Source organism: Amaricoccus sp. W119 (assembly GCF_047275745.1).
Taxonomy (GTDB): domain Bacteria; phylum Pseudomonadota; class Alphaproteobacteria; order Rhodobacterales; family Rhodobacteraceae; genus Amaricoccus.
In genome coordinates, this window is sequence record NZ_JBKQWU010000013.1 from 20302 (window position 1) to 37661 (window position 17360).

19 protein-coding genes are annotated in these 17360 nt (G+C 65.1%); 11 read left to right on the forward strand and 8 right to left on the reverse strand.

Features of this window, described 5'->3' with window-relative positions; translation table 11 throughout:
• Positions 1-9 precede the first annotated feature (9 nt).
• The gene (locus ACLJK8_RS09490; protein ID WP_413149963.1) at positions 10-672 is read right to left on the reverse strand and encodes a Tim44/TimA family putative adaptor protein; all 663 of its coding nucleotides are present in this window, start codon (positions 670-672) and stop codon (positions 10-12) included.
• 134 nt (positions 673-806) lie between these two features.
• Between ACLJK8_RS09490 and ACLJK8_RS09495 the strand changes: the two genes are divergently transcribed.
• On the forward strand, positions 807-1373 hold the full coding sequence (locus tag ACLJK8_RS09495; RefSeq protein WP_413149964.1) for an FxsA family protein: 567 nt from the start codon (positions 807-809) through the stop codon (positions 1371-1373).
• A 185-nt stretch (positions 1374-1558) separates the two neighbouring features.
• Positions 1559-2059 (forward strand): protein-export chaperone SecB, encoded by a 501-nt coding sequence (gene secB, locus ACLJK8_RS09500; RefSeq protein ID WP_413149965.1) that lies wholly within the window; start codon positions 1559-1561, stop codon positions 2057-2059.
• A 37-nt stretch (positions 2060-2096) separates the two neighbouring features.
• Here the strand turns inward: secB and dnaQ are convergent, their stop codons facing one another.
• The 4 genes from dnaQ to ACLJK8_RS09520 are packed head-to-tail and all read right to left on the reverse strand — an operon-like array spanning position 2097 to position 4852.
• Complete coding sequence (dnaQ, locus tag ACLJK8_RS09505; protein WP_413150041.1) at positions 2097-2786, reverse strand: DNA polymerase III subunit epsilon; 690 nt, start codon at positions 2784-2786, stop codon at positions 2097-2099.
• A complete protein-coding gene (gene coaE / locus ACLJK8_RS09510; protein WP_413149966.1) occupies positions 2779-3402 on the reverse strand; it encodes a dephospho-CoA kinase in 624 nt (207 codons plus the stop codon). The genes dnaQ and coaE overlap by 8 nt, the downstream gene beginning before the upstream one ends.
• Positions 3399-4238: a shikimate dehydrogenase gene (locus tag ACLJK8_RS09515; protein ID WP_413149967.1), complete on the reverse strand. Its 840-nt coding sequence runs from the start codon at positions 4236-4238 to the stop codon at positions 3399-3401. Before ACLJK8_RS09515 ends, coaE begins: the two co-directional genes overlap by 4 nt.
• Positions 4235-4852: a Maf family protein gene (locus ACLJK8_RS09520; RefSeq protein ID WP_413149968.1), complete on the reverse strand. Its 618-nt coding sequence runs from the start codon at positions 4850-4852 to the stop codon at positions 4235-4237. Before ACLJK8_RS09520 ends, ACLJK8_RS09515 begins: the two co-directional genes overlap by 4 nt.
• 565 nt (positions 4853-5417) lie before the next feature.
• On the opposite strand from ACLJK8_RS09520, the gene hemJ reads away from it, so the two are divergent.
• The 7 genes from hemJ to ACLJK8_RS09555 all read left to right on the forward strand — a co-directional run bounded on the left by hemJ (position 5418) and on the right by ACLJK8_RS09555 (position 12792).
• Positions 5418-5870: a protoporphyrinogen oxidase HemJ gene (gene hemJ, locus ACLJK8_RS09525; RefSeq protein WP_413149969.1), complete on the forward strand. Its 453-nt coding sequence runs from the start codon at positions 5418-5420 to the stop codon at positions 5868-5870.
• Positions 5871-5986: 116 nt separating this feature from the next.
• A complete protein-coding gene (gene rho / locus ACLJK8_RS09530) occupies positions 5987-7270 on the forward strand; it encodes a transcription termination factor Rho (RefSeq protein WP_413149971.1) in 1284 nt (427 codons plus the stop codon).
• Positions 7271-7300: 30 nt separating this feature from the next.
• The gene (gene mnmE, locus ACLJK8_RS09535) at positions 7301-8596 is read left to right on the forward strand and encodes a tRNA uridine-5-carboxymethylaminomethyl(34) synthesis GTPase MnmE (protein ID WP_413149973.1); all 1296 of its coding nucleotides are present in this window, start codon (positions 7301-7303) and stop codon (positions 8594-8596) included.
• A gap of 3 nt (positions 8597-8599) precedes the next feature.
• Positions 8600-10468, forward strand: a complete 1869-nt coding sequence (gene mnmG / locus ACLJK8_RS09540) for a tRNA uridine-5-carboxymethylaminomethyl(34) synthesis enzyme MnmG (RefSeq protein WP_413149974.1) — start codon at positions 8600-8602, stop codon at positions 10466-10468.
• On the forward strand, positions 10465-11079 hold the full coding sequence (gene rsmG, locus ACLJK8_RS09545; RefSeq protein ID WP_413149975.1) for a 16S rRNA (guanine(527)-N(7))-methyltransferase RsmG: 615 nt from the start codon (positions 10465-10467) through the stop codon (positions 11077-11079). Before mnmG ends, rsmG begins: the two co-directional genes overlap by 4 nt.
• 22 nt (positions 11080-11101) lie before the next feature.
• Positions 11102-11890 carry a ParA family protein gene (locus tag ACLJK8_RS09550; protein WP_413149976.1) on the forward strand — a complete coding sequence of 263 codons (789 nt, stop codon included), beginning with the start codon at positions 11102-11104 and terminating at the stop codon, positions 11888-11890.
• Between the two features lie 11 nt (positions 11891-11901).
• Complete coding sequence (locus tag ACLJK8_RS09555; protein WP_413149977.1) at positions 11902-12792, forward strand: ParB/RepB/Spo0J family partition protein; 891 nt, start codon at positions 11902-11904, stop codon at positions 12790-12792.
• A 57-nt stretch (positions 12793-12849) separates the two neighbouring features.
• Here the strand turns inward: ACLJK8_RS09555 and hemW are convergent, their stop codons facing one another.
• The 3 genes from hemW to rph are packed head-to-tail and all read right to left on the reverse strand — an operon-like array spanning position 12850 to position 15433.
• Positions 12850-14067, reverse strand: a complete 1218-nt coding sequence (gene hemW, locus ACLJK8_RS09560) for a radical SAM family heme chaperone HemW (protein WP_413149978.1) — start codon at positions 14065-14067, stop codon at positions 12850-12852.
• Positions 14068-14105: 38 nt separating this feature from the next.
• Positions 14106-14723, reverse strand: coding sequence for an RdgB/HAM1 family non-canonical purine NTP pyrophosphatase (gene rdgB / locus ACLJK8_RS09565; protein ID WP_413149979.1), 618 nt, complete (start codon positions 14721-14723; stop codon positions 14106-14108).
• Complete coding sequence (gene rph, locus ACLJK8_RS09570) at positions 14720-15433, reverse strand: ribonuclease PH (protein WP_413149981.1); 714 nt, start codon at positions 15431-15433, stop codon at positions 14720-14722. Before rph ends, rdgB begins: the two co-directional genes overlap by 4 nt.
• Positions 15434-15681: 248 nt before the next feature.
• Between rph and hrcA the strand changes: the two genes are divergently transcribed.
• Together hrcA and grpE are read left to right on the forward strand one after the other, a co-directional pair.
• Positions 15682-16728, forward strand: a complete 1047-nt coding sequence (gene hrcA / locus ACLJK8_RS09575) for a heat-inducible transcriptional repressor HrcA (protein ID WP_413150042.1) — start codon at positions 15682-15684, stop codon at positions 16726-16728.
• Positions 16729-16739: 11 nt separating this feature from the next.
• Positions 16740-17327, forward strand: a complete 588-nt coding sequence (grpE, locus tag ACLJK8_RS09580) for a nucleotide exchange factor GrpE (RefSeq protein ID WP_413149982.1) — start codon at positions 16740-16742, stop codon at positions 17325-17327.
• Positions 17328-17360: the final 33 nt, after the last annotated feature.

The following is a 17360-nucleotide window of genomic DNA, read 5'->3' on the forward strand; positions in this document are numbered from 1 at the left end:
ATTCCGGGATCAGCCGGCGGTGCCGGTCAGGAGCCAGTTCGGATTGTCCGAGGTCATCACCCGGCTGAAGGTCCAGATGTCGCGCTGGCGCCGAAGCTCGGTCGGTGAGCCTTCCACGATCCGGCCCTCGGCATCGCGGACCACCGAGGTCAGTTCGCCGAGGAAGCGCATCGCGATCTCGCCTTCGCCCGTGGCCGGATCGAAGCGCGCGTCGGCGAGCTTGACCTCGCTCACGCCCTGGAAATTCGCCTCGACGACATAGCCCTTGGCCTCGCGCTCCTTGATCGCCGCTTCGAAGCTCTCGAAGACCTCCGGCGACAGGAACGGGCGCAGGGTGTCGAGATCGCCCTTCTCATAGGCCATCACGAGCATTTCATAGGCCTGCCGGGCACCGTGGGTGAACTGGGCCACGGTGAAGGACCGATCGACCCGCTTCATCTCCGCGAGCGCCTTGCCGGCGTCGCTGTCGGGTTCGATGAAATCGGAGATGTCGCGATCCGGCCCGCCGCCCTCGATCACGTCGAAGGCCGGGCGCTCCCGCGAAGCGGGCTTCGGCAGGTTCTCCGTCGGCTTCTCGTAACCCTCACGCGTTCCGAGCACGCTGCGCAGCCGCAGCACGAGGAACAGCGCGATGGCTGCGAGGATTATGATCTGGATCATCTGCGAACCCATCCGGGTAACTGACCTTTCGTTCAAATTCGTCGCCAGGGCGTGGCACCGGCGGCGTCCCGATCTTATGTAGGGACTGCCAGGCGCCAAGTCCACCGATGCGCCACCCTCTTGCAACCCGACGGGAGACGGAGTTCATGCCGCTTCTGCTTATACTCGTCTGCCTGCCGCTGATCGAGATCGCACTTTTCGTCACCATCGGCGGCGAAATCGGGCTCTGGCCCACACTCGCGCTTGTGATCGCATCGAGCCTCGCCGGGCTTCTGGTGATGCGCGGTCAGGGCACCCGGGCGCTGATGCGGCTGAACGAGAGCATGGAGAAGGGCGGCGATCCGACCGGGCCGCTCGCGCATGGCGCGCTGATCATGATCGCGGGCGTCCTGCTCCTTGTCCCGGGGTTCTTCACCTCCGCCTGGGGCATTCTCCTGCTGATCCCGCCGATCCGGCGCTGGATGATCGGGCGGGGCGCCGGGGTCATGACGGTTCGCGCGACGCGGTTCGGTCGAGCGGGCCAGCAATCCCCCCGGCAATCCCCCCGCCCCGGCCCGGCATCGTCCCGCCCCGGTTCCGGCCCCGGCATGGCCCGCAAGGGCCCGCAAGGGCCGATCGACGCCGAATACGAGGTGATCGAGGACGGCGCGTCCGAAGCCAGAGATGGCGATACGCCCCGCCGCGGCGGGTCTGGCTGGACCCGTTCGCACTGACCGTCAGCACGAGATCTTCCGCTTTGATCGCCCACGGGGGGCGACCGGCCCGCGCGCCGAGCCGAATCGTGCCATCCGGCCGCGGCGAGAGCCCTCACCACTGGCCCCGGAGCGCGTTGTGACGGCCAGATCCGCGTGCTAGACCCGGCGCGACCCAGAGCAGTCGCGCCGGAAAGGATATTGTCATGGCCGAGGAAAACGGGGCCCAGGAGAACGCGGCCCAACAGAACGCGCCCCAGGCGCGGCTGAGCATCCTGACCCAGTATATCCGGGATCTCTCCTTCGAGAACATCGCGGCCCAGAAGGGCGTCGCATCGCCCGAAAGCCAGCCGGAAATCTCGGTCAAGGTCAATGTCGAGGCCGCGGGCCGCGCCGAGGACCGCTACGAGGTCATGATCAAGCTCAATGTGAACAGCTCGATCCAGGGCCAGCCGGTCTTTCTGATCGAACTCGACTACGCCGGGCTCTTCCTGATCCAGAACGTGCCGCAGGAGCAGCTGCACCCGCTCATGATGATCGAATGCCCGCGGCTGATCTTCCCGTTCGCGCGGCGGATCATCTCGGATGTGACGCGGGACGGCGGATTTCCGTCGCTCAACCTCGAGCCGATCGACTTCCTCGGCCTTTACCGCGCCGAGATCGCCCGCCGCCAGGCGGCGCAGACCTCGACGCCCGCCCAGGCGTGATCACGAGAGCCTGATCAGGCAGCGCGAGGTTCCGGGCTCAACCGGACCGGGACCAGAGCGCCGCCTCCCCGAGTTCCGTGACAAAGGCGGCATGCGCCGCCCGTTCCCCGGGGGTGATCCGCGGCGACAGTGGCCGCGGCCGGGGCGGCGGAACGTAGATCGCCTCGACGGTCCGGGCGCTCCCCAGCCCACCCACCGTGAGCACGAGACCCGGCTGGCGCCCGCCGACCAGTTCCAGATAGACCTCGGCCAGCAGTTCGGAGTCGAGCAGCGCGCCATGTTTCTCGCGCGCCGAATTGTCGACACCGAAGCGGCGGCACAGCGCGTCGAGCGTATTGTTCGCCCCCGGAAACCGGCGCCGGGCCATCTCCAGCGAGTCGACGGCGCGCGCGGGAGCGATCTCCGGATGCCCGGCCCAGCGAAGCTCGGCGTTCAGGAACTTCACGTCGAAGGCGGCGTTGTGGATCACCAGCCGAGCCTCGCCGACAAAGGCGAGGAAATCGGCGGCGATCTTCGCGAAGGCCGGCTTGTCCGAGAGGAACGCCGTGCTCAGCCCGTGAACGGCGAAAGCTTCCTCCGGCACTTCCCGCTCGGGATTGATGTAGACGTGGAACACCCGGCCGGTCGGCAGATGATTCAGGAGTTCGACGGCCCCGATTTCGACGATACGGTCCCCGGAGTCGGGATCGAAACCCGTGGTTTCGGTGTCGAGCACGATTTCACGCATCGTTTCCGCCATTCCTGCTTCCATTCAACCGCGCGACCAGGGACCGGACCTGGCCCCGGGCGTGTTCGATGCCGAGCGAGGTGTCGATCACGTGATCCGCGCGCGCGCGTTTCTCGGCATCCGGGGTCTGCCGGGCGAGATAGCGGGCGAAATCCTGCTCCGTCATGTCGGGCCGCGCCATCACGCGCGCCCGCTGAACCTCCGGCGGCGCGGTGACGACCAGCACCGCGTCGAGCCAGGCATCGGCGCCGGTCTCGAACAGGAGCGGAATGTCACAGACAACAAGCCCCGCCTCGGCCGCGGCGAGGAACGCGGCCCGATCCTCGGCCACGAGCGGATGGATCAAGCCCTCGACCCTGCCAAGCAGCGCCGGGTCCTCGCCGATCGCGGCGCGAAGCGCCGCGCGATCGACCCCGCCATCTGGCGTGACGACGCCGGGAACCAGCGGCGACAGGGCAACGGCCCCCGACCCGCCCGCGCCATAGATCCGATGCACGGCCGCGTCGGCATCCCAGACCGGAACGCCCTCGGCCCGGAACATCTCCGCCGTGGTCGACTTCCCCATGCCGATGGAGCCGGTCAGGCCAAGCAGGAATGGACGCGGCCGTCCGGTCATGTCCCGCCCAATACCGCGGCGCGCAGATCGGCGTCGACCCGCGGGGTCTCCCCGAACCACCGCGCGAAGCCCGGCACCCCCTGATGGAGCAACATGCCGAGGCCATCGACCACGCGCAGGCCGCGATCCGCCGCCGCGGCGAGGATCGGAGTGATCAACGGCTCGTAGACGATATCGCTGACCAGCGCATGCGCCGGCGCCGCGTCGAGCCGGATGTCGAGCGGCGGCTGGCCAACCATGCCGAGCGCGGAGGTGTTCACGATCGTCGCCGCGCCATCCGTCGCCTCCGACGCCTCGTCCCAGTCGATCACAACGACCGGGCCGCCGAGATGCTCGGTCAGTTGCTCGGCGCGGGAACGGGTCCGGTTCGCGAGCCGTATCTCGGGCGCGCCCGCGTCGATCAAGGCGGCGATCACCGCCCGCGACGCCCCACCGGCGCCAAGGACGAGCGCCGGCCCCCGCTCCGCCGTCCAGCCGGGCGCCCCCTGACGCAGGTTCTCGATGAAGCCGTAGCCATCGGTATTGTCGGCGTGAATGCCACCGTCGGGAAGGAACGTCAGCGTATTCGCGGCCCCGATCCGGACAGCGGTGTCGGTCGCCTCGCTCGCCGCCGCCAGCGCCGCCTCCTTGTGCGGTATGGTCACGTTCACGCCGCGAAACCCGAGCGCCGGCAGGCTTGCGAGGCCCCGCGAGAAATCCTCCGGTGCGAGACCGATCGGGATGTAGAAGCCATCGATACCGTGGCGGCTCAGCCAATGCCCGTGCAGCCGGGGCGAACGGGAATGGCCGATCGGCCAGCCGATCACCCCGGCGAGAGGCGGAGAATGCGCGGTCATTCGATGAGCATCCCTCTGCTGCGAAGGAATCCGAGAACCTCGAGCAGTGGCAGCCCGAGAATGGTGAAATAGTCGCCTTGCACGTGGGAGAAAAGCTGCGCGCCTTCCGCCTCGAGCCGATATGCGCCGACGGTCGACAGCAGAGCGGCACCCTGCCCCGCGACATAGTGGTCGAGGAAAGCATCGCTGAAGGGTCGCATTCGCAGCGTCGCCTTGCCGATGTGCCGCCAGACCGGCGTACCATCCTCATAGATCACGGCGGCGGAGAGGAGTTCATGGGTCCGGCCACGGAGCCGCGCGAGCTGGTCCCGGGCTTCCCCGACCGAGGCCGGCTTGTCGAAGAACCGGCCCTCGGAGACCAGGACCTGATCGGCGCCCAGCACCCTCAGGCCGCGCCCCTGGGTACGGACGGCCACGCGACGCGCCTTGAGGTCGGCCAGGGTATCGGCGACATCGCGCGGCGGCGCTCCTTCGGCGAGAAGCCCTTCCTTGATCGCCGTCTCGTCGACGGCTGCCGGGAAGACCTCGACCGACACACCCGCCGCGCGCAGCATTCCGGCCCTCGCCTCGGAGCGGGACGCGAGAATCAATGGCAGGATCGCTGGGTCTGGCATCCGCGGCGCGGCCTCCGTTCGGCTCGGATCGAGTTCTGGAGCGTCGCGATTCCGAACGCAAGAGGCGGCATCCGGGAGCGAGGCCGCGGAATCCCGGGGACGCTTCTGGGGATAACCCGGGTAATTCGCCCGGTATCGACCGGGAGAGTCGAGGACAGCTCCGATCGATCACCGCGTAGCCCGAAGCGACCCACAGGCCACGACCGACGCCGACGAACTTTTCCCGGAATCGGGATAACTCAGGGCAGGCCCGGCATCGGCCGCTTCAACCCGTGATTCACAGCCTGTGGATTGCCGCGGGTTGGTTATGTAAGGAATTGAAACAGAACGGTTAATTTTGAAGGCACACAACTTATGGTTGATACGCTCGATCCGTCGAGTTTTTCACAGACCTGTGGAAAACTATGTGGGAAAGAAATCCTGAACTTTAATCCCCAGGATTCACCCGCATACCTTCTCAATCAAATTTCAAGGAATGAACCCTCGGGAAAGTGGGACGGGGGCCATCTTGCGTCCCATCCGGCACCTGCTAAGACAATCCCCACTGCCTCGAAGGACCGACCCCATGCGCGACCTGCTCACCGCCGCCTACCCCTGGATCAAGGCCTTCCATATCGTGGCGATGGTGAGCTGGATGGCCGGGCTTTTCTATCTTCCCAGACTTTTCGTTTATCACTCCGAACGCGGGAAAGAGAGCAAAAGCCTCAATGAAACCCTCAAGATCATGGAGTACAAGCTCCTGAAATACATCATGAATCCAGCCATGCTCGTCACGTGGCTTCTGGGCATCCTGCTCGCTGGCATCCCGGGGGTGGTTGATTGGGCGGCCGGCTGGTTCTATATCAAGCTCGCCTGCGTTCTCGCCCTCACAGGTTTTCAAGGCTGGCTGACCGCGCGGTGCCGTGATTTCGCCGCCGACGAGAACCGGTTCGGCGGCCGAACCTATCGGCTCGTGAACGAGATTCCCACGATCGCGTTGATTGTGATCGCCATCATGGTAATTGTCAGGCCAATCTGACCTTTACGGGTTTGACAGCCACAGGCATTTGTGCAAAGGGGTGGAAACACAGGTCGCGGTCCCAGCTGACCATCCTCCCTGATTTCCCCTACCATCAAGGACGTTTGACTGCTCCGATGGATCTATCCTCCGATTTTCAGCAGCTTTCGCTCGCCGAGCTGAAAGCGAAAAGCCCTGCCGACCTGCTGACCCTGGCCGAGGAACTCGAAATCGAGAACGCCTCGAACATGCGCAAGGGCGACATGATGTTCGCCATCCTGAAGGACATGGCCGCGGAAGGCGTCGAGATCTCCGGCGACGGTGTTCTCGAAGTCCTCCAGGACGGCTTCGGTTTCCTTCGCTCTCCGGAAGCGAACTATCTCGCCGGGCCTGACGACATCTATGTAAGCCCGAACCAGATCCGGAAGTTCTCCCTGCGTACCGGGGACACTGTCGAAGGTGTCATCCGCGCGCCGAAGGAAGGTGAACGGTACTTTGGCCTCGTCAAGGTCTCGAAGATCAACTTCGAGGATCCCGAGAAGGCGCGGCACAAGGTCCATTTCGACAACCTGACGCCGCTCTATCCCGATGAGCGCATCAAGCTCGAACTCGACGATCCGACCAACAAGGACCGGACGGCGCGGATCATCGACCTGGTGGCGCCGATCGGCAAGGGCCAGCGCGGCCTGATCGTCGCCCCGCCGCGGTCGGGCAAGACCGTGATCCTGCAGAACATCGCCGCTTCGATCGAGAAGAACCATCCGGAATGCTATCTCATCGTGCTTCTGGTCGATGAGCGTCCGGAAGAGGTTACGGACATGCAGCGGTCAGTCAAAGGCGAAGTGATCGCCTCGACCTTCGACGAGCCCGCGACGCGGCATGTCGCGGTCGCCGAAATGGTGATCGAGAAGGCGAAGCGGCTTGTCGAGCACAAGCGGGATGTCGTGATCCTGCTCGATTCGATCACTCGCCTCGGCCGTGCCTACAACACCGTGGTTCCAAGCTCGGGCAAGGTGCTCACCGGTGGCGTGGATGCCAATGCGTTGCAACGACCGAAGCGCTTCTTCGGCGCGGCGCGAAATATCGAGGAAGGCGGGTCGCTGACCATCATCGCTACCGCGCTGATCGATACCGGAAGCCGGATGGACGAGGTGATCTTCGAGGAGTTCAAGGGTACAGGCAACTCCGAGATCGTGCTCGACCGGAAGATCGCGGACAAGCGGGTCTTCCCGGCCATCGACATCCTCAAATCGGGTACCCGCAAAGAAGATCTTCTCGTCGACAAGACAGACCTCACGAAGATGTTCATATTGCGACGTATCCTTAACCCCATGGGGACCACGGATGCGATCGAATTCCTGATCGGAAAACTCAAGCAGACCAAGTCTAATTCCGAGTTCTTCGATTCAATGAACAGCTGATCCTTTATTGTAGAGGATTTACTTGGACGGATGACCGATACGATCTTCGCCCAGGCCTCGGCCCGGGGGCGGGCTGGCGTGGCGGTCATCCGGATTTCTGGTCCCCGCGCCTTTGCGACATTGGAAGCTCTGACCGGTCCGAGGCCGGCGGATCGTACGGCGCTCCTGAGAACGATCCGCGCGCCGGATGGCGAGATGGTTGATCATGCCTTGGCACTGTGTTTTCCTGGACCGCGGAGCTTTACCGGTGAGGATGTAGCCGAACTCCACGTGCACGGGGGGCCAGCGGTTTGCGCCGCGGTTCTCCATCTTCTCTCGCAATGCCCGGGCAATCGGCTCGCCGAGGCGGGCGAGTTCACGCGAAGGGCCTTGTTGAACGGCCGGCTGGACCTCGCTCAGGTCGAGGGTCTCGGTGACATGCTCGCCGCGGAGACAGAGGCTCAGCGGCGGCAAGCGGCCCGGTTGATGACGGGGTCTCTGTCGGCCCAGGCCGGCAGATGGCGCGAAGCACTCCTGTTGGCGTTGGCTTACGTGGAAGCGTCAATCGACTTCGTTGACGATTCTGTCCCGGATGATGTCCATATCCAAGTTGTCAGACAACTTGCGGATCTTGAGGCGGACTTGCGGACGGCGTTGGCCGGTTCGGCTATCGCGGAACGCGTGCGGGAGGGATTCGAGATCGCCCTGGTCGGTGCGCCGAACGTCGGAAAGTCGACGCTGCTGAATGCGTTGGCCGGTCGGGACGCCGCCATCACCTCGTCGGTCGCAGGCACGACACGGGACGTTATCGAGGTCAAGATGGATCTGCGAGGTCTGCCGGTCACGCTGCTGGACATGGCAGGTCTGCGCGAGAGCAGTGATTTGATCGAGCAGATCGGCGTGCAGAAGGCCCGAGGGCGTGCGGAACGAGCCGACCTGCGGCTCTTTCTGGTGGACGCGGTTGAGGACCTCGGAATGCTCGGCGTTGGCTGGCAGGAGGGAGATCTTCTGGTTGGTGCGAAGCGGGATCTGGTACGGAGCCCGGCTGGGCTCTCGGTGTCAGGTACGACGGGTGAGGGGATCAGCGAGGTGCTTGATGCTCTGGCGATGCAGTTGGAAACTCGCGCCGGGACGGCGACCGGGGTCTCACACCGGAGACAGGCCGATGCTATCGCGCGCGCCGCGGACGCGGTGGGGCGCGCACGGGCGATGATCGACTCCGGGCTACCCGAAGTGGGGTCCGTGGAGCTGCGCAATGCTGCCAGGGCGCTTGACTTCTTGCTGGGCAAGGTGGACGTGGAGACGATCCTCGATACAGTCTTTCAGAGTTTCTGTCTTGGCAAGTAGGGAGTGTTTCACGTGAAACATCTGGACTACGATGTCGTAGTTGTGGGCGGCGGTCACGCCGGGACCGAGGCGGTTCTCGCCGCGGAAAGACTGGGCGTCAGGGCGGCATTGGTGACCCACCGGTTCGATCGCCTCGGAGAGATGTCGTGCAATCCGGCTATCGGAGGCGTCGGGAAGGGGCATATCGTCCGAGAGATCGATGCCTTGGACGGTCTGATGGGTTGGGCCGCTGATCAGGCCGGCATCCAGTATCGACTCCTCAACCGCCGAAAGGGCCCGGCCGCCCAAGGCCCGAGGACGCAGGCTGACCGAGCGCTATACCGCGCAGCGGTGCAGTGCGCGCTCCGGACGAGAGGTACACCTGTCATCGAGGGTGAGGTGGTGGACCTGATCGCCGAGCAGGGGGCGGTACGTGGGGTCGTTCTGCGTGACCAGGCGGAAGTAGGATGCCGAGCGGTCGTGTTGACAACCGGAACATTTCTGCGAGGGATGATCCATCTGGGCGACCAGCGATGGCCGGCCGGACGTGTTGACGATCCCGCTGCGGAGCTCTTGGCTCAGAGACTCGAATCTTTGGGCCTACCGCTGGGGCGCCTCAAGACGGGAACCCCCCCGCGATTGGACGGTCGCAGCATCGACTGGAGCAAAGTCGAGACGCAACCTGGCGACAGTGATCCGGAGCTGCTCTCGTTCCTGACCGCAGGCCCGATACCGCGGCAGATCGCATGCGGGATCACTCACACAACGCCTTCCAGCCATGACCTCATCCGCCGGAATTTGGAACGGTCAGCGATGTTCGGAGGTCAGATCGAGGGGAGGGGACCGAGGTACTGCCCGTCGATCGAAGACAAGGTGGTGCGTTTCGGTGAGCGGGAGTCCCATCAGGTCTTTCTCGAACCGGAAGGCCTCACGGATTGCACGGTCTATCCCAATGGGATCTCGACGTCTCTGCCCGCGGACGTTCAGGAAGGCATTGTCCGCTCCATGCAAGGTCTTGAGAACGCAAAAATTCTTCGGCTTGGCTACGCGATAGAGTACGACTATATCGATCCGCGGGCGCTGACACCGACGCTTGAGCTGAAGGCGCTTGGGTGCCTGTTTTTCGCCGGACAAATCAATGGCACCACAGGTTACGAGGAAGCTGCTGGTCAGGGTCTTGTCGCAGGGCTCAACGCCGCGGCGAAGGTTCTTGGCCGAGAACCCGTCATCCTGAACAGAGAGGACGCCTATATTGGCGTCATGATCGACGATCTGGTGACGCTCGGGGTCACTGAGCCTTATCGTATGTTCACGTCCCGGGCCGAGTTTCGCTTGAAGCTCCGCGCGGATAACGCGGACCAGCGCCTGACGCCGCTGGGGAGGGATCTCGGAGCAGTCTCGGATAAGCGGTTCCAGGCGTTTGCGCGAAAGATGGAGAATCTGGACACGGCGAGGGCGCTCGCAGAAGGCATCGAAATTACGCCGCCCGAAGCGGCTGTTCGCGGCGTAACCGTCAATCAGGACGGGGCACGCAGGAGTCTGCTTCGACTGCTTGCTCTGCCAGAGATCGACACCGACCGCGCGCGGATGGCGTTCCCTGAACTCGCTGATGTTGATGAAGCGACGTTGCGGCAGTTGCGACGCGAGGCGGTATACGAACCGTACATGGCGCGGCAGGCGCAGGAGATCGAGCAGCTGCGCCGGGATGAGAACGTGCCATTGCCAGACGCGATGGACTATACGGCCATGCCGGGACTCTCCAATGAACTGCGTGGAAAGCTTTCCCTGATCCGGCCCCGGACCCTCGGCCAGGCGGGGCGGATCGAGGGGATGACGCCCGCGGCGTTGACGTTGATCCTGATGCGGGCACGTCAGGCACGGATGGTATCGTGAGTGGGAGCAGTGCGGCGTTGGATGTTTCACGTGAAACACGCGAGCGCCTTGAGATCTATGCCGGGCTCCTCCGAAAATGGAACCCACGCATAAACCTGGTGTCGAAGACGACACTGCCACTCCTGTGGAGTCGGCATATCGAAGACTCGGCCCAGCTTTGGGATCTGGCCCCGGACGCCCCACCGGTCTGGGTCGATCTCGGCTCCGGAGGAGGGTTTCCCGGCCTCGTCATCGCGATTCTCGCGTCGGAAAGGAGCCCCGGTACGCGCGTCCATCTTGTCGAGAGCGACACGCGAAAATGCGCGTTCCTGAGCACCGTTGTCCGGGAATGTGGCGTAGTCGCGGAGGTCCACCCGGAACGCATCGAAAGTGTGCGTCCGCCGCTAGCGGATGTCGTTTCAGCCAGAGCATTGGCGCCACTGCCTGATCTGTTGGCACATGCGGAAAAACTCCGCCGGCCCGAGGGTATTTGCTTGTTTCCGAAGGGCGAGACGGTGCATAAGGAAATAGCCGACGCGAAGCGGCAATGGAACTTCGAGTGCAGTATTCATCCAAGCCGCACAGAACAGAAAGCGGCGATTGTTGAGATCGGAGCCTTTTCCCGTGTCTGACAGGCCTGCGAAACCTCACGTTTTGGCCATCACGAACCAGAAAGGTGGTGTTGGCAAGACCACCACCGCGATCAATCTGGGCACCGCTCTGGCGGCGCTCGGAAAACGTGTAGTGCTGATCGACATCGATCCGCAGGGCAATGCCTCGACAGGTCTGGGATTGCCGGTGGCCTCTCGCGGCCTGACCGCCTATGACTTCCTCGTCGCCGACGAGCCGCGCGAGTTCGCGGTCGAGACGATGGTCCCGGGCCTCTACATCGTTCCCGCGACCTCGGACCTCAGTTCCGCCGACGTGGATCTTGTCGCTGATCCGCGGCGGTTGCAGAGAATGCGTGACGCATTGGCCATCCCTGACGCGTTGCCGGAGGGCCTGGATTACGTTCTCATCGACTGCCCGCCGTCACTCAATCTCCTGACGTTGAACGCGCTGGTGGCGGCGCATTCCGTGCTGGTTCCACTTCAATGCGAGTTCTTCGCCCTGGAGGGACTGTCACAGCTGATGCGGACGGTTCAGTCAGTACGCAGCGCGCTGAATCCGACGCTTCGGATACAAGGTATTGTGTTAACAATGTATGACAGACGCAATAACTTGTCCGGTCAGGTCGCGACCGATGTTCGGGACAACCTCGGCAGCCTGGTCTACGAGACCGTCATTCCCCGAAACGTCAGGCTGAGCGAGGCGCCCTCCCATGCGGTGCCGGCTCTGATCTATGATTACACCTCATCCGGGAGCATCGCGTATCAGCGGCTGGCCGGAGAAGTGCTGGCGCGCATGCGAGGCGGTCAAACGCTCATCGAACCGGCGGCATAGGAGAGCGGCGAATGGAGAGAAAGGGTTTGGGCCGTGGCCTGTCGGCGCTGCTCGCCGACGTGGCCCCGCAGGAGTCCCGGCCGGGTGCTGGGCCGACTGCGCCCGCTGTTCAGGGCCAGCGCATGATTCCGATCGAACGGATCAAGCCCAATCCCAATCAGCCGCGACGGGACTTCCCGGACAAGGACCTGTACGATCTCGCGGCCTCGATCCGGGAACAGGGCGTGATCCAGCCGCTGATTCTGCGGCCGCATCCGTCGGAGCCCGATACCTACGAGATCGTCGCGGGCGAGCGCCGTTGGCGTGCCTCGCAGATCGCACAGCTGCATGAACTGCCGGCGATCCTCCGGGATCTCGACGATACCCAGGTTCTCGAAATCGCGATCATCGAGAACATTCAGCGCGAGGACCTCAACGCCATCGAGGAAGCCCTGGCCTATCGGCAGTTGATGGACCGCTTCGGCCATACGCAGGAACGTCTCGCCGAGGGTCTCGGTAAAAGCCGCAGTCACATCGCCAATCTGCTTCGTCTGCTCACGCTACCAGAACCGGTGCTCGATCTCGTCCGGACCGGGAAGCTCACCGCTGGGCATGCCCGGGCTCTCGTCACGGCTGTGAACCCGGAAGCTCTGGCGCGTCAGGTGATCGAAAAGGATCTTTCGGTTCGCCAGACCGAGCAACTCGCGCGTTCGGTCCTGGGCGCCCCGGCCCCGGGCAAGGCCATGGCTCAGGCACGGACCAAGGACGCCGACACCCGCGCGCTCGAAGAAGATCTGATGGCCGCCCTGCGATTGAAGGTCTCGATCGAACAAAAGGCGGGGAAGCAGGCGGGTGAAGTCAGAATCCGCTATCGCAACCTGGAGGAGCTCGACGGGCTCTGCCAGCTACTGTCGGCGGGATGAGGTTCGCGACGGGCTATCAATCGACCCGGCAGGTTCTAAGAGTCGGCCCGTTGCGATCTAACTGATTGTTAAACAAAGATTTTCAAGGATCGCGTTCAGGACGGGGCGACCTTTCGCAGCCACACGAACGCGATCAGGCGCGACCTCAAGATATCCATCATCGCTCAGGTTCTTCAATCGGGCCGGGTCGAGATCTTGTCCCGCCAGCCGCCTGAATCGCCTGGGATCGATCCCCTCGGCAAGCCGCAAGCCCATCAACAGCAGTTCGATCGCACGATCGCCGGGCTCGATCCGCTCGCGGAGCGCAGTCCCGCCGCCACCTGTCTCCACCGCCGACAGCCACCGCTCCGGGGCCAGCTCCGTTTCCGTTGCCCAGCGCGCGCCTTCGAGCGTCAGCCGTCCATGCGCGCCTGGCCCGATACCGGCGTAGTCGCCCGCGCGCCAGTAGGTCAGGTTATGCCGTCCCTCCGCGCCCGGCACGGCGTGGTTGGAGGTCTCATAGGCGGGCAGTCCGGCGTTGTCGCAGATCTCCTGAGTTGCGAAATAGAGATCCGCCGCCAGTGTCTCGTCGGGGAGTCCGCGCAACCGGCCGCGTTTCGCGAGTTCGCCGAACCGGGTCCCGTCCTCGATCGTCAGCTGATAGAGGGACAGGTGGTCCGCGGCCAGATCGAGCGCGCTTCGCAACTCGCGCCGCCAATCGGCGAGACCCTGCCCCTGGCGGGCATAGATCAGATCGAAGCTCACCCTCTCGAAGGTCCGCCGCGCGATCCGGAACGCCGCGAGGGCCTCGTCGACGCTGTGCATCCGCCCCAGCGCCTTCAGGTCGGCGTCGTTCAAGGCCTGGATACCCATGGACAGCCGGTTGACGCCCGCCGCGCGATAGCCGCGGAACCGCTCGGCCTCGACCGATGTGGGATTGGCTTCGAGCGTGATCTCCGCGCCCGCGTCCAGATCCCACTCGACCGCGGCCGCGTCGATGATCGCGGCGACCGTTTCCGGGGGCATGAGACTCGGTGTCCCCCCACCGAAGAAGATGCTCGAAACCCGCCGGCCGCGGGTCACCTCGGCCTCGCGCCGGAGTTCGCGGACCAGCGCCTCGCGCCATCGCGACTGGTCGATCCCCGCGCGAACATGGCTGTTGAAGTCGCAGTAGGGGCACTTGGCCGCGCAGAACGGCCAGTGAACATAGATCCCGAAACCGCCCGCGCGCCAATCCTCGGCGGCCGCTTCGCCTTCAGCGGCGGAAGTCCGCGGGTTGATGGAAGCGAGAGTCACCGCGGGAGGCCTCCCCGACAGAGCCCGAACCGAATGGCTCAGGCAGGTGCGAGGCAAGCCTCGACAAGTTTCGACAGTGCGCGGGCGCGATGGCTGATCCGGTTCTTCTCGGCGAATCCGATCTCGCCGAGCGTGGTCTCATACCCATCCGGCTGGAACATGGGGTCATAGCCGTGACCCTCGGCGCCGCGCATCGGCCAGACACAGCGACCCTCCAGCACCCCTTCGAACACCTCGTCATGCCCATCGGGCCAGGCCAGCACCAGCGTGGACAGAAACCGCGCCGTCCGCGGTTCCGGCGCCTTCGCCGCCTCCAGCGCCTCCCAGGCCCTCGTCATCGCCAGCACGAAGTCGCGTCCTGCAGGCGTCTCGGCCCAGTCGGCGGTATGGACCCCGGGGGCGCCATCGAGCCCGTCGATCGCGATGCCGCTGTCGTCGGCGAGCGCGGGCAGCCCCGCGGCGCGGGCGGCCGCGTGCGCCTTGATCCGGGCATTGCCGATGAAAGTCTGTTCCGTTTCCTCGGGTTCGGGCAGCCCGAGTTCCGCCGCCGAGACCACCTCCGTTCCGAACGGCGCCAGCAAGGCCCGGATCTCCGCGAGCTTGCCGGCGTTATGGGTGGCGACGACGATCCTCGGTTCGGTCAGTCGCCGGGTCACGCGATCGCCGCCTTCTGCGCCGCGACCAGTTCGCCGACGCCCTTCTCGGCGAGGTCGAGCAGGAGGCCGAGTTCCGCGCGGGAGAAGGTCGCGCCCTCCGCGCTGCCCTGGACCTCGATGAGGCCGAGGCTGCCCGTCATCACGAAATTGCCGTCCGTGCCGGCGACGCTGTCCTCGGCGTAATCGAGATCGAGCACCGGCTGCCCGCCGTAGATCCCGCAACTGACCGCCGCGACATGGGCGGTGATCGGATCGGTCTTAACATCGCCCGCCTTCAGGAGTTTGTTGACCGCGAGTCTCAGCGCGACCCAGCCCCCGGTGATCGCGGCGCATCGGGTTCCTCCATCGGCCTGGATCACGTCGCAATCGACGGTGATCTGGCGTTCCCCGAGTGCCACGCGGTCCACGCCGGCGCGGAGGCTTCGGCCGATCAGCCGCTGGATCTCCTGGGTACGCCCCGACTGCTTGCCCGAAGCCGCCTCCCGGCGGTTGCGCGTGGTCGTGGCCCTCGGCAGCATGCCGTACTCCGCGGTGACCCAGCCAAGACCGGTCTTGCGCAGGAACGGCGGCACGTTCTCCTCGATCGATGCGGTGCAGAGAACATGCGTGTCGCCCATGCGGATCAGGCAGGAGCCCTCGGCGTGCCGGGAAATCCCGGTCTCGATGGCAACCGGGCGCAGGGCATCGGTGGCGCGGCCGGAGGGACGCATGGCAGTTCTCCTTGCAAGTGTCACAGGTCCGGCCATCGGATCTTGCCGGATCGCAATTCGCGCCTCATATCCCGTGGACGGGGTCGCGTCCAGCGCCGGTGGGGTCGCAGGCCGGGCCGCGAGCCTGGTTGCATGGGACAGCGACGAGATCCCGCGATGAAGATTCCGGCCCGCCTCCCGGCCGCGGCCGCCGCAGCGAAGGAAGACAGGTGCCCGCGGTCCCGAAGAACCGTTCTCCCCTGAGCCAGATGAGCGACCGCGGCCGCGAGGTGTTTCGCCGGCTCGTCGAAGCCTATCTCGAGACCGGGGAGCCCGTCGGTTCCCGCACCCTGTCGCGGAGCGTCTCCGAGAACGTATCGGCGGCGACCATCCGCAACGTGATGCAGGATCTCGAAATGCTCGGGCTGCTCGACAGTCCGCATGTCTCGGCCGGCCGTATTCCGACCCAGATGGGTCTGCGGCTGTTCGTGGACGGCATCCTCGAGGTCGGCGACATCGGTCAGTCGGAACGGGCGGAGATCGAGCGGGGGCTCGGCCGCGGCGACTCCGACCTGCCGACCATCCTCGACCGCGCCGGCGACATGCTCTCGGGCTTGACCCACGGTGCGAGCCTGGTGCTGGCGCCGAAGCAGGAAGCGCCGATCCGGCATATCGAGTTCGTCTCGCTCGGGAATGACCGCGCGCTCGTGGTGCTGGTGACCGGCGACGGCCAGGTCGAGAACCGGGTCTTCGAGCCACCGATGGGTCTCACCCCAGCGGCGATGCGGCAGGCGGCGAATTTCCTGAACGCCATCCTTCAGGGACGCACGCTCGGCGAGATGCGCGGCGTCGTCGCGTCCGAGATCACCCGGCGCCGGGCGGAACTCGACGCGCTCGCCGCGGATCTGGTCGAGGACGGCACGGCGGTCTGGGCGACCGACGAGGGCGACGGCTCGCGCGACCGGCTGATCGTGCGGGGCCGGGCCAATCTGCTCGAAGGAACGCCCGACGCCGAGCAGCTCGAACGCATCCGCGGCCTCTTCGACGATCTCGAACGCAAGCGCGATCTGGCCCAGCTTCTCGAACTGACCGAGGGCGGCGACGGCGTCCGGGTCTTCATCGGCTCGGAGAACAAGCTTTTCTCACTTTCCGGTTCCTCTCTCGTCGTGTCTCCCTATATGAATGCGGACCGAAAGATCATCGGCGCGGTAGGGGTCATCGGGCCGACGCGGCTCAACTATGGCAGGATCGTGCCGATCGTTGATTACACGGCGCAACTGGTCGGCCGGCTGGTTTCGAGCCGGAGCAAGGGCTAGGACGGAAGAACATGGCGAAAGACAAGAACAAGCATGATCTCGAGGAGCAGTTTCTCGACGATCCGGAAAATCTCTTCGAGGAAGAGGATTACGAGCCGGACGCCGAGGAAATCGCGGCCGACGAGACGAGCGCGCTTCGCGCCGAGGTGGCCGAGCTGAAGGACCGGCTGCTGCGCAGCCTCGCCGAGGCGGAGAACCTCCGCAAGCGGGCCGAGCGGGAGCGGCGCGACGCCGAGATCTATGGCGCGACGCGTCTCGCGCGCGATCTCCTCGGCGTGCATGACAATTTCGACCGGGCGCTCGGCAATGTGACCGACGCGGTGCGCGAGGCGGCGCCCGGGCTGATCGAGGGGATCGAGCTTACGCAGCGCGGCCTGCTCTCGGCCTTCGAGAAGAACAAGATCGTGAAGATCAGCCCCGCCGCCGGCGACCGGTTCGATCCGAAGCTGCATCAGGCGATGTTCGAGGCGCCGGTGCCCGGCACCAAGGCCGGGGACATCATTCAGGTGATGGGCGAGGGCTTCATGATCGGCGAACGGCTGCTCCGCCCCGCCCAGGTCGGCGTCTCCTCCGGAGGGCCCGCCGTCCCGCCCAAGTAGCCCGATCCGAGTAGCGCCACGCAAGGAGGCGGA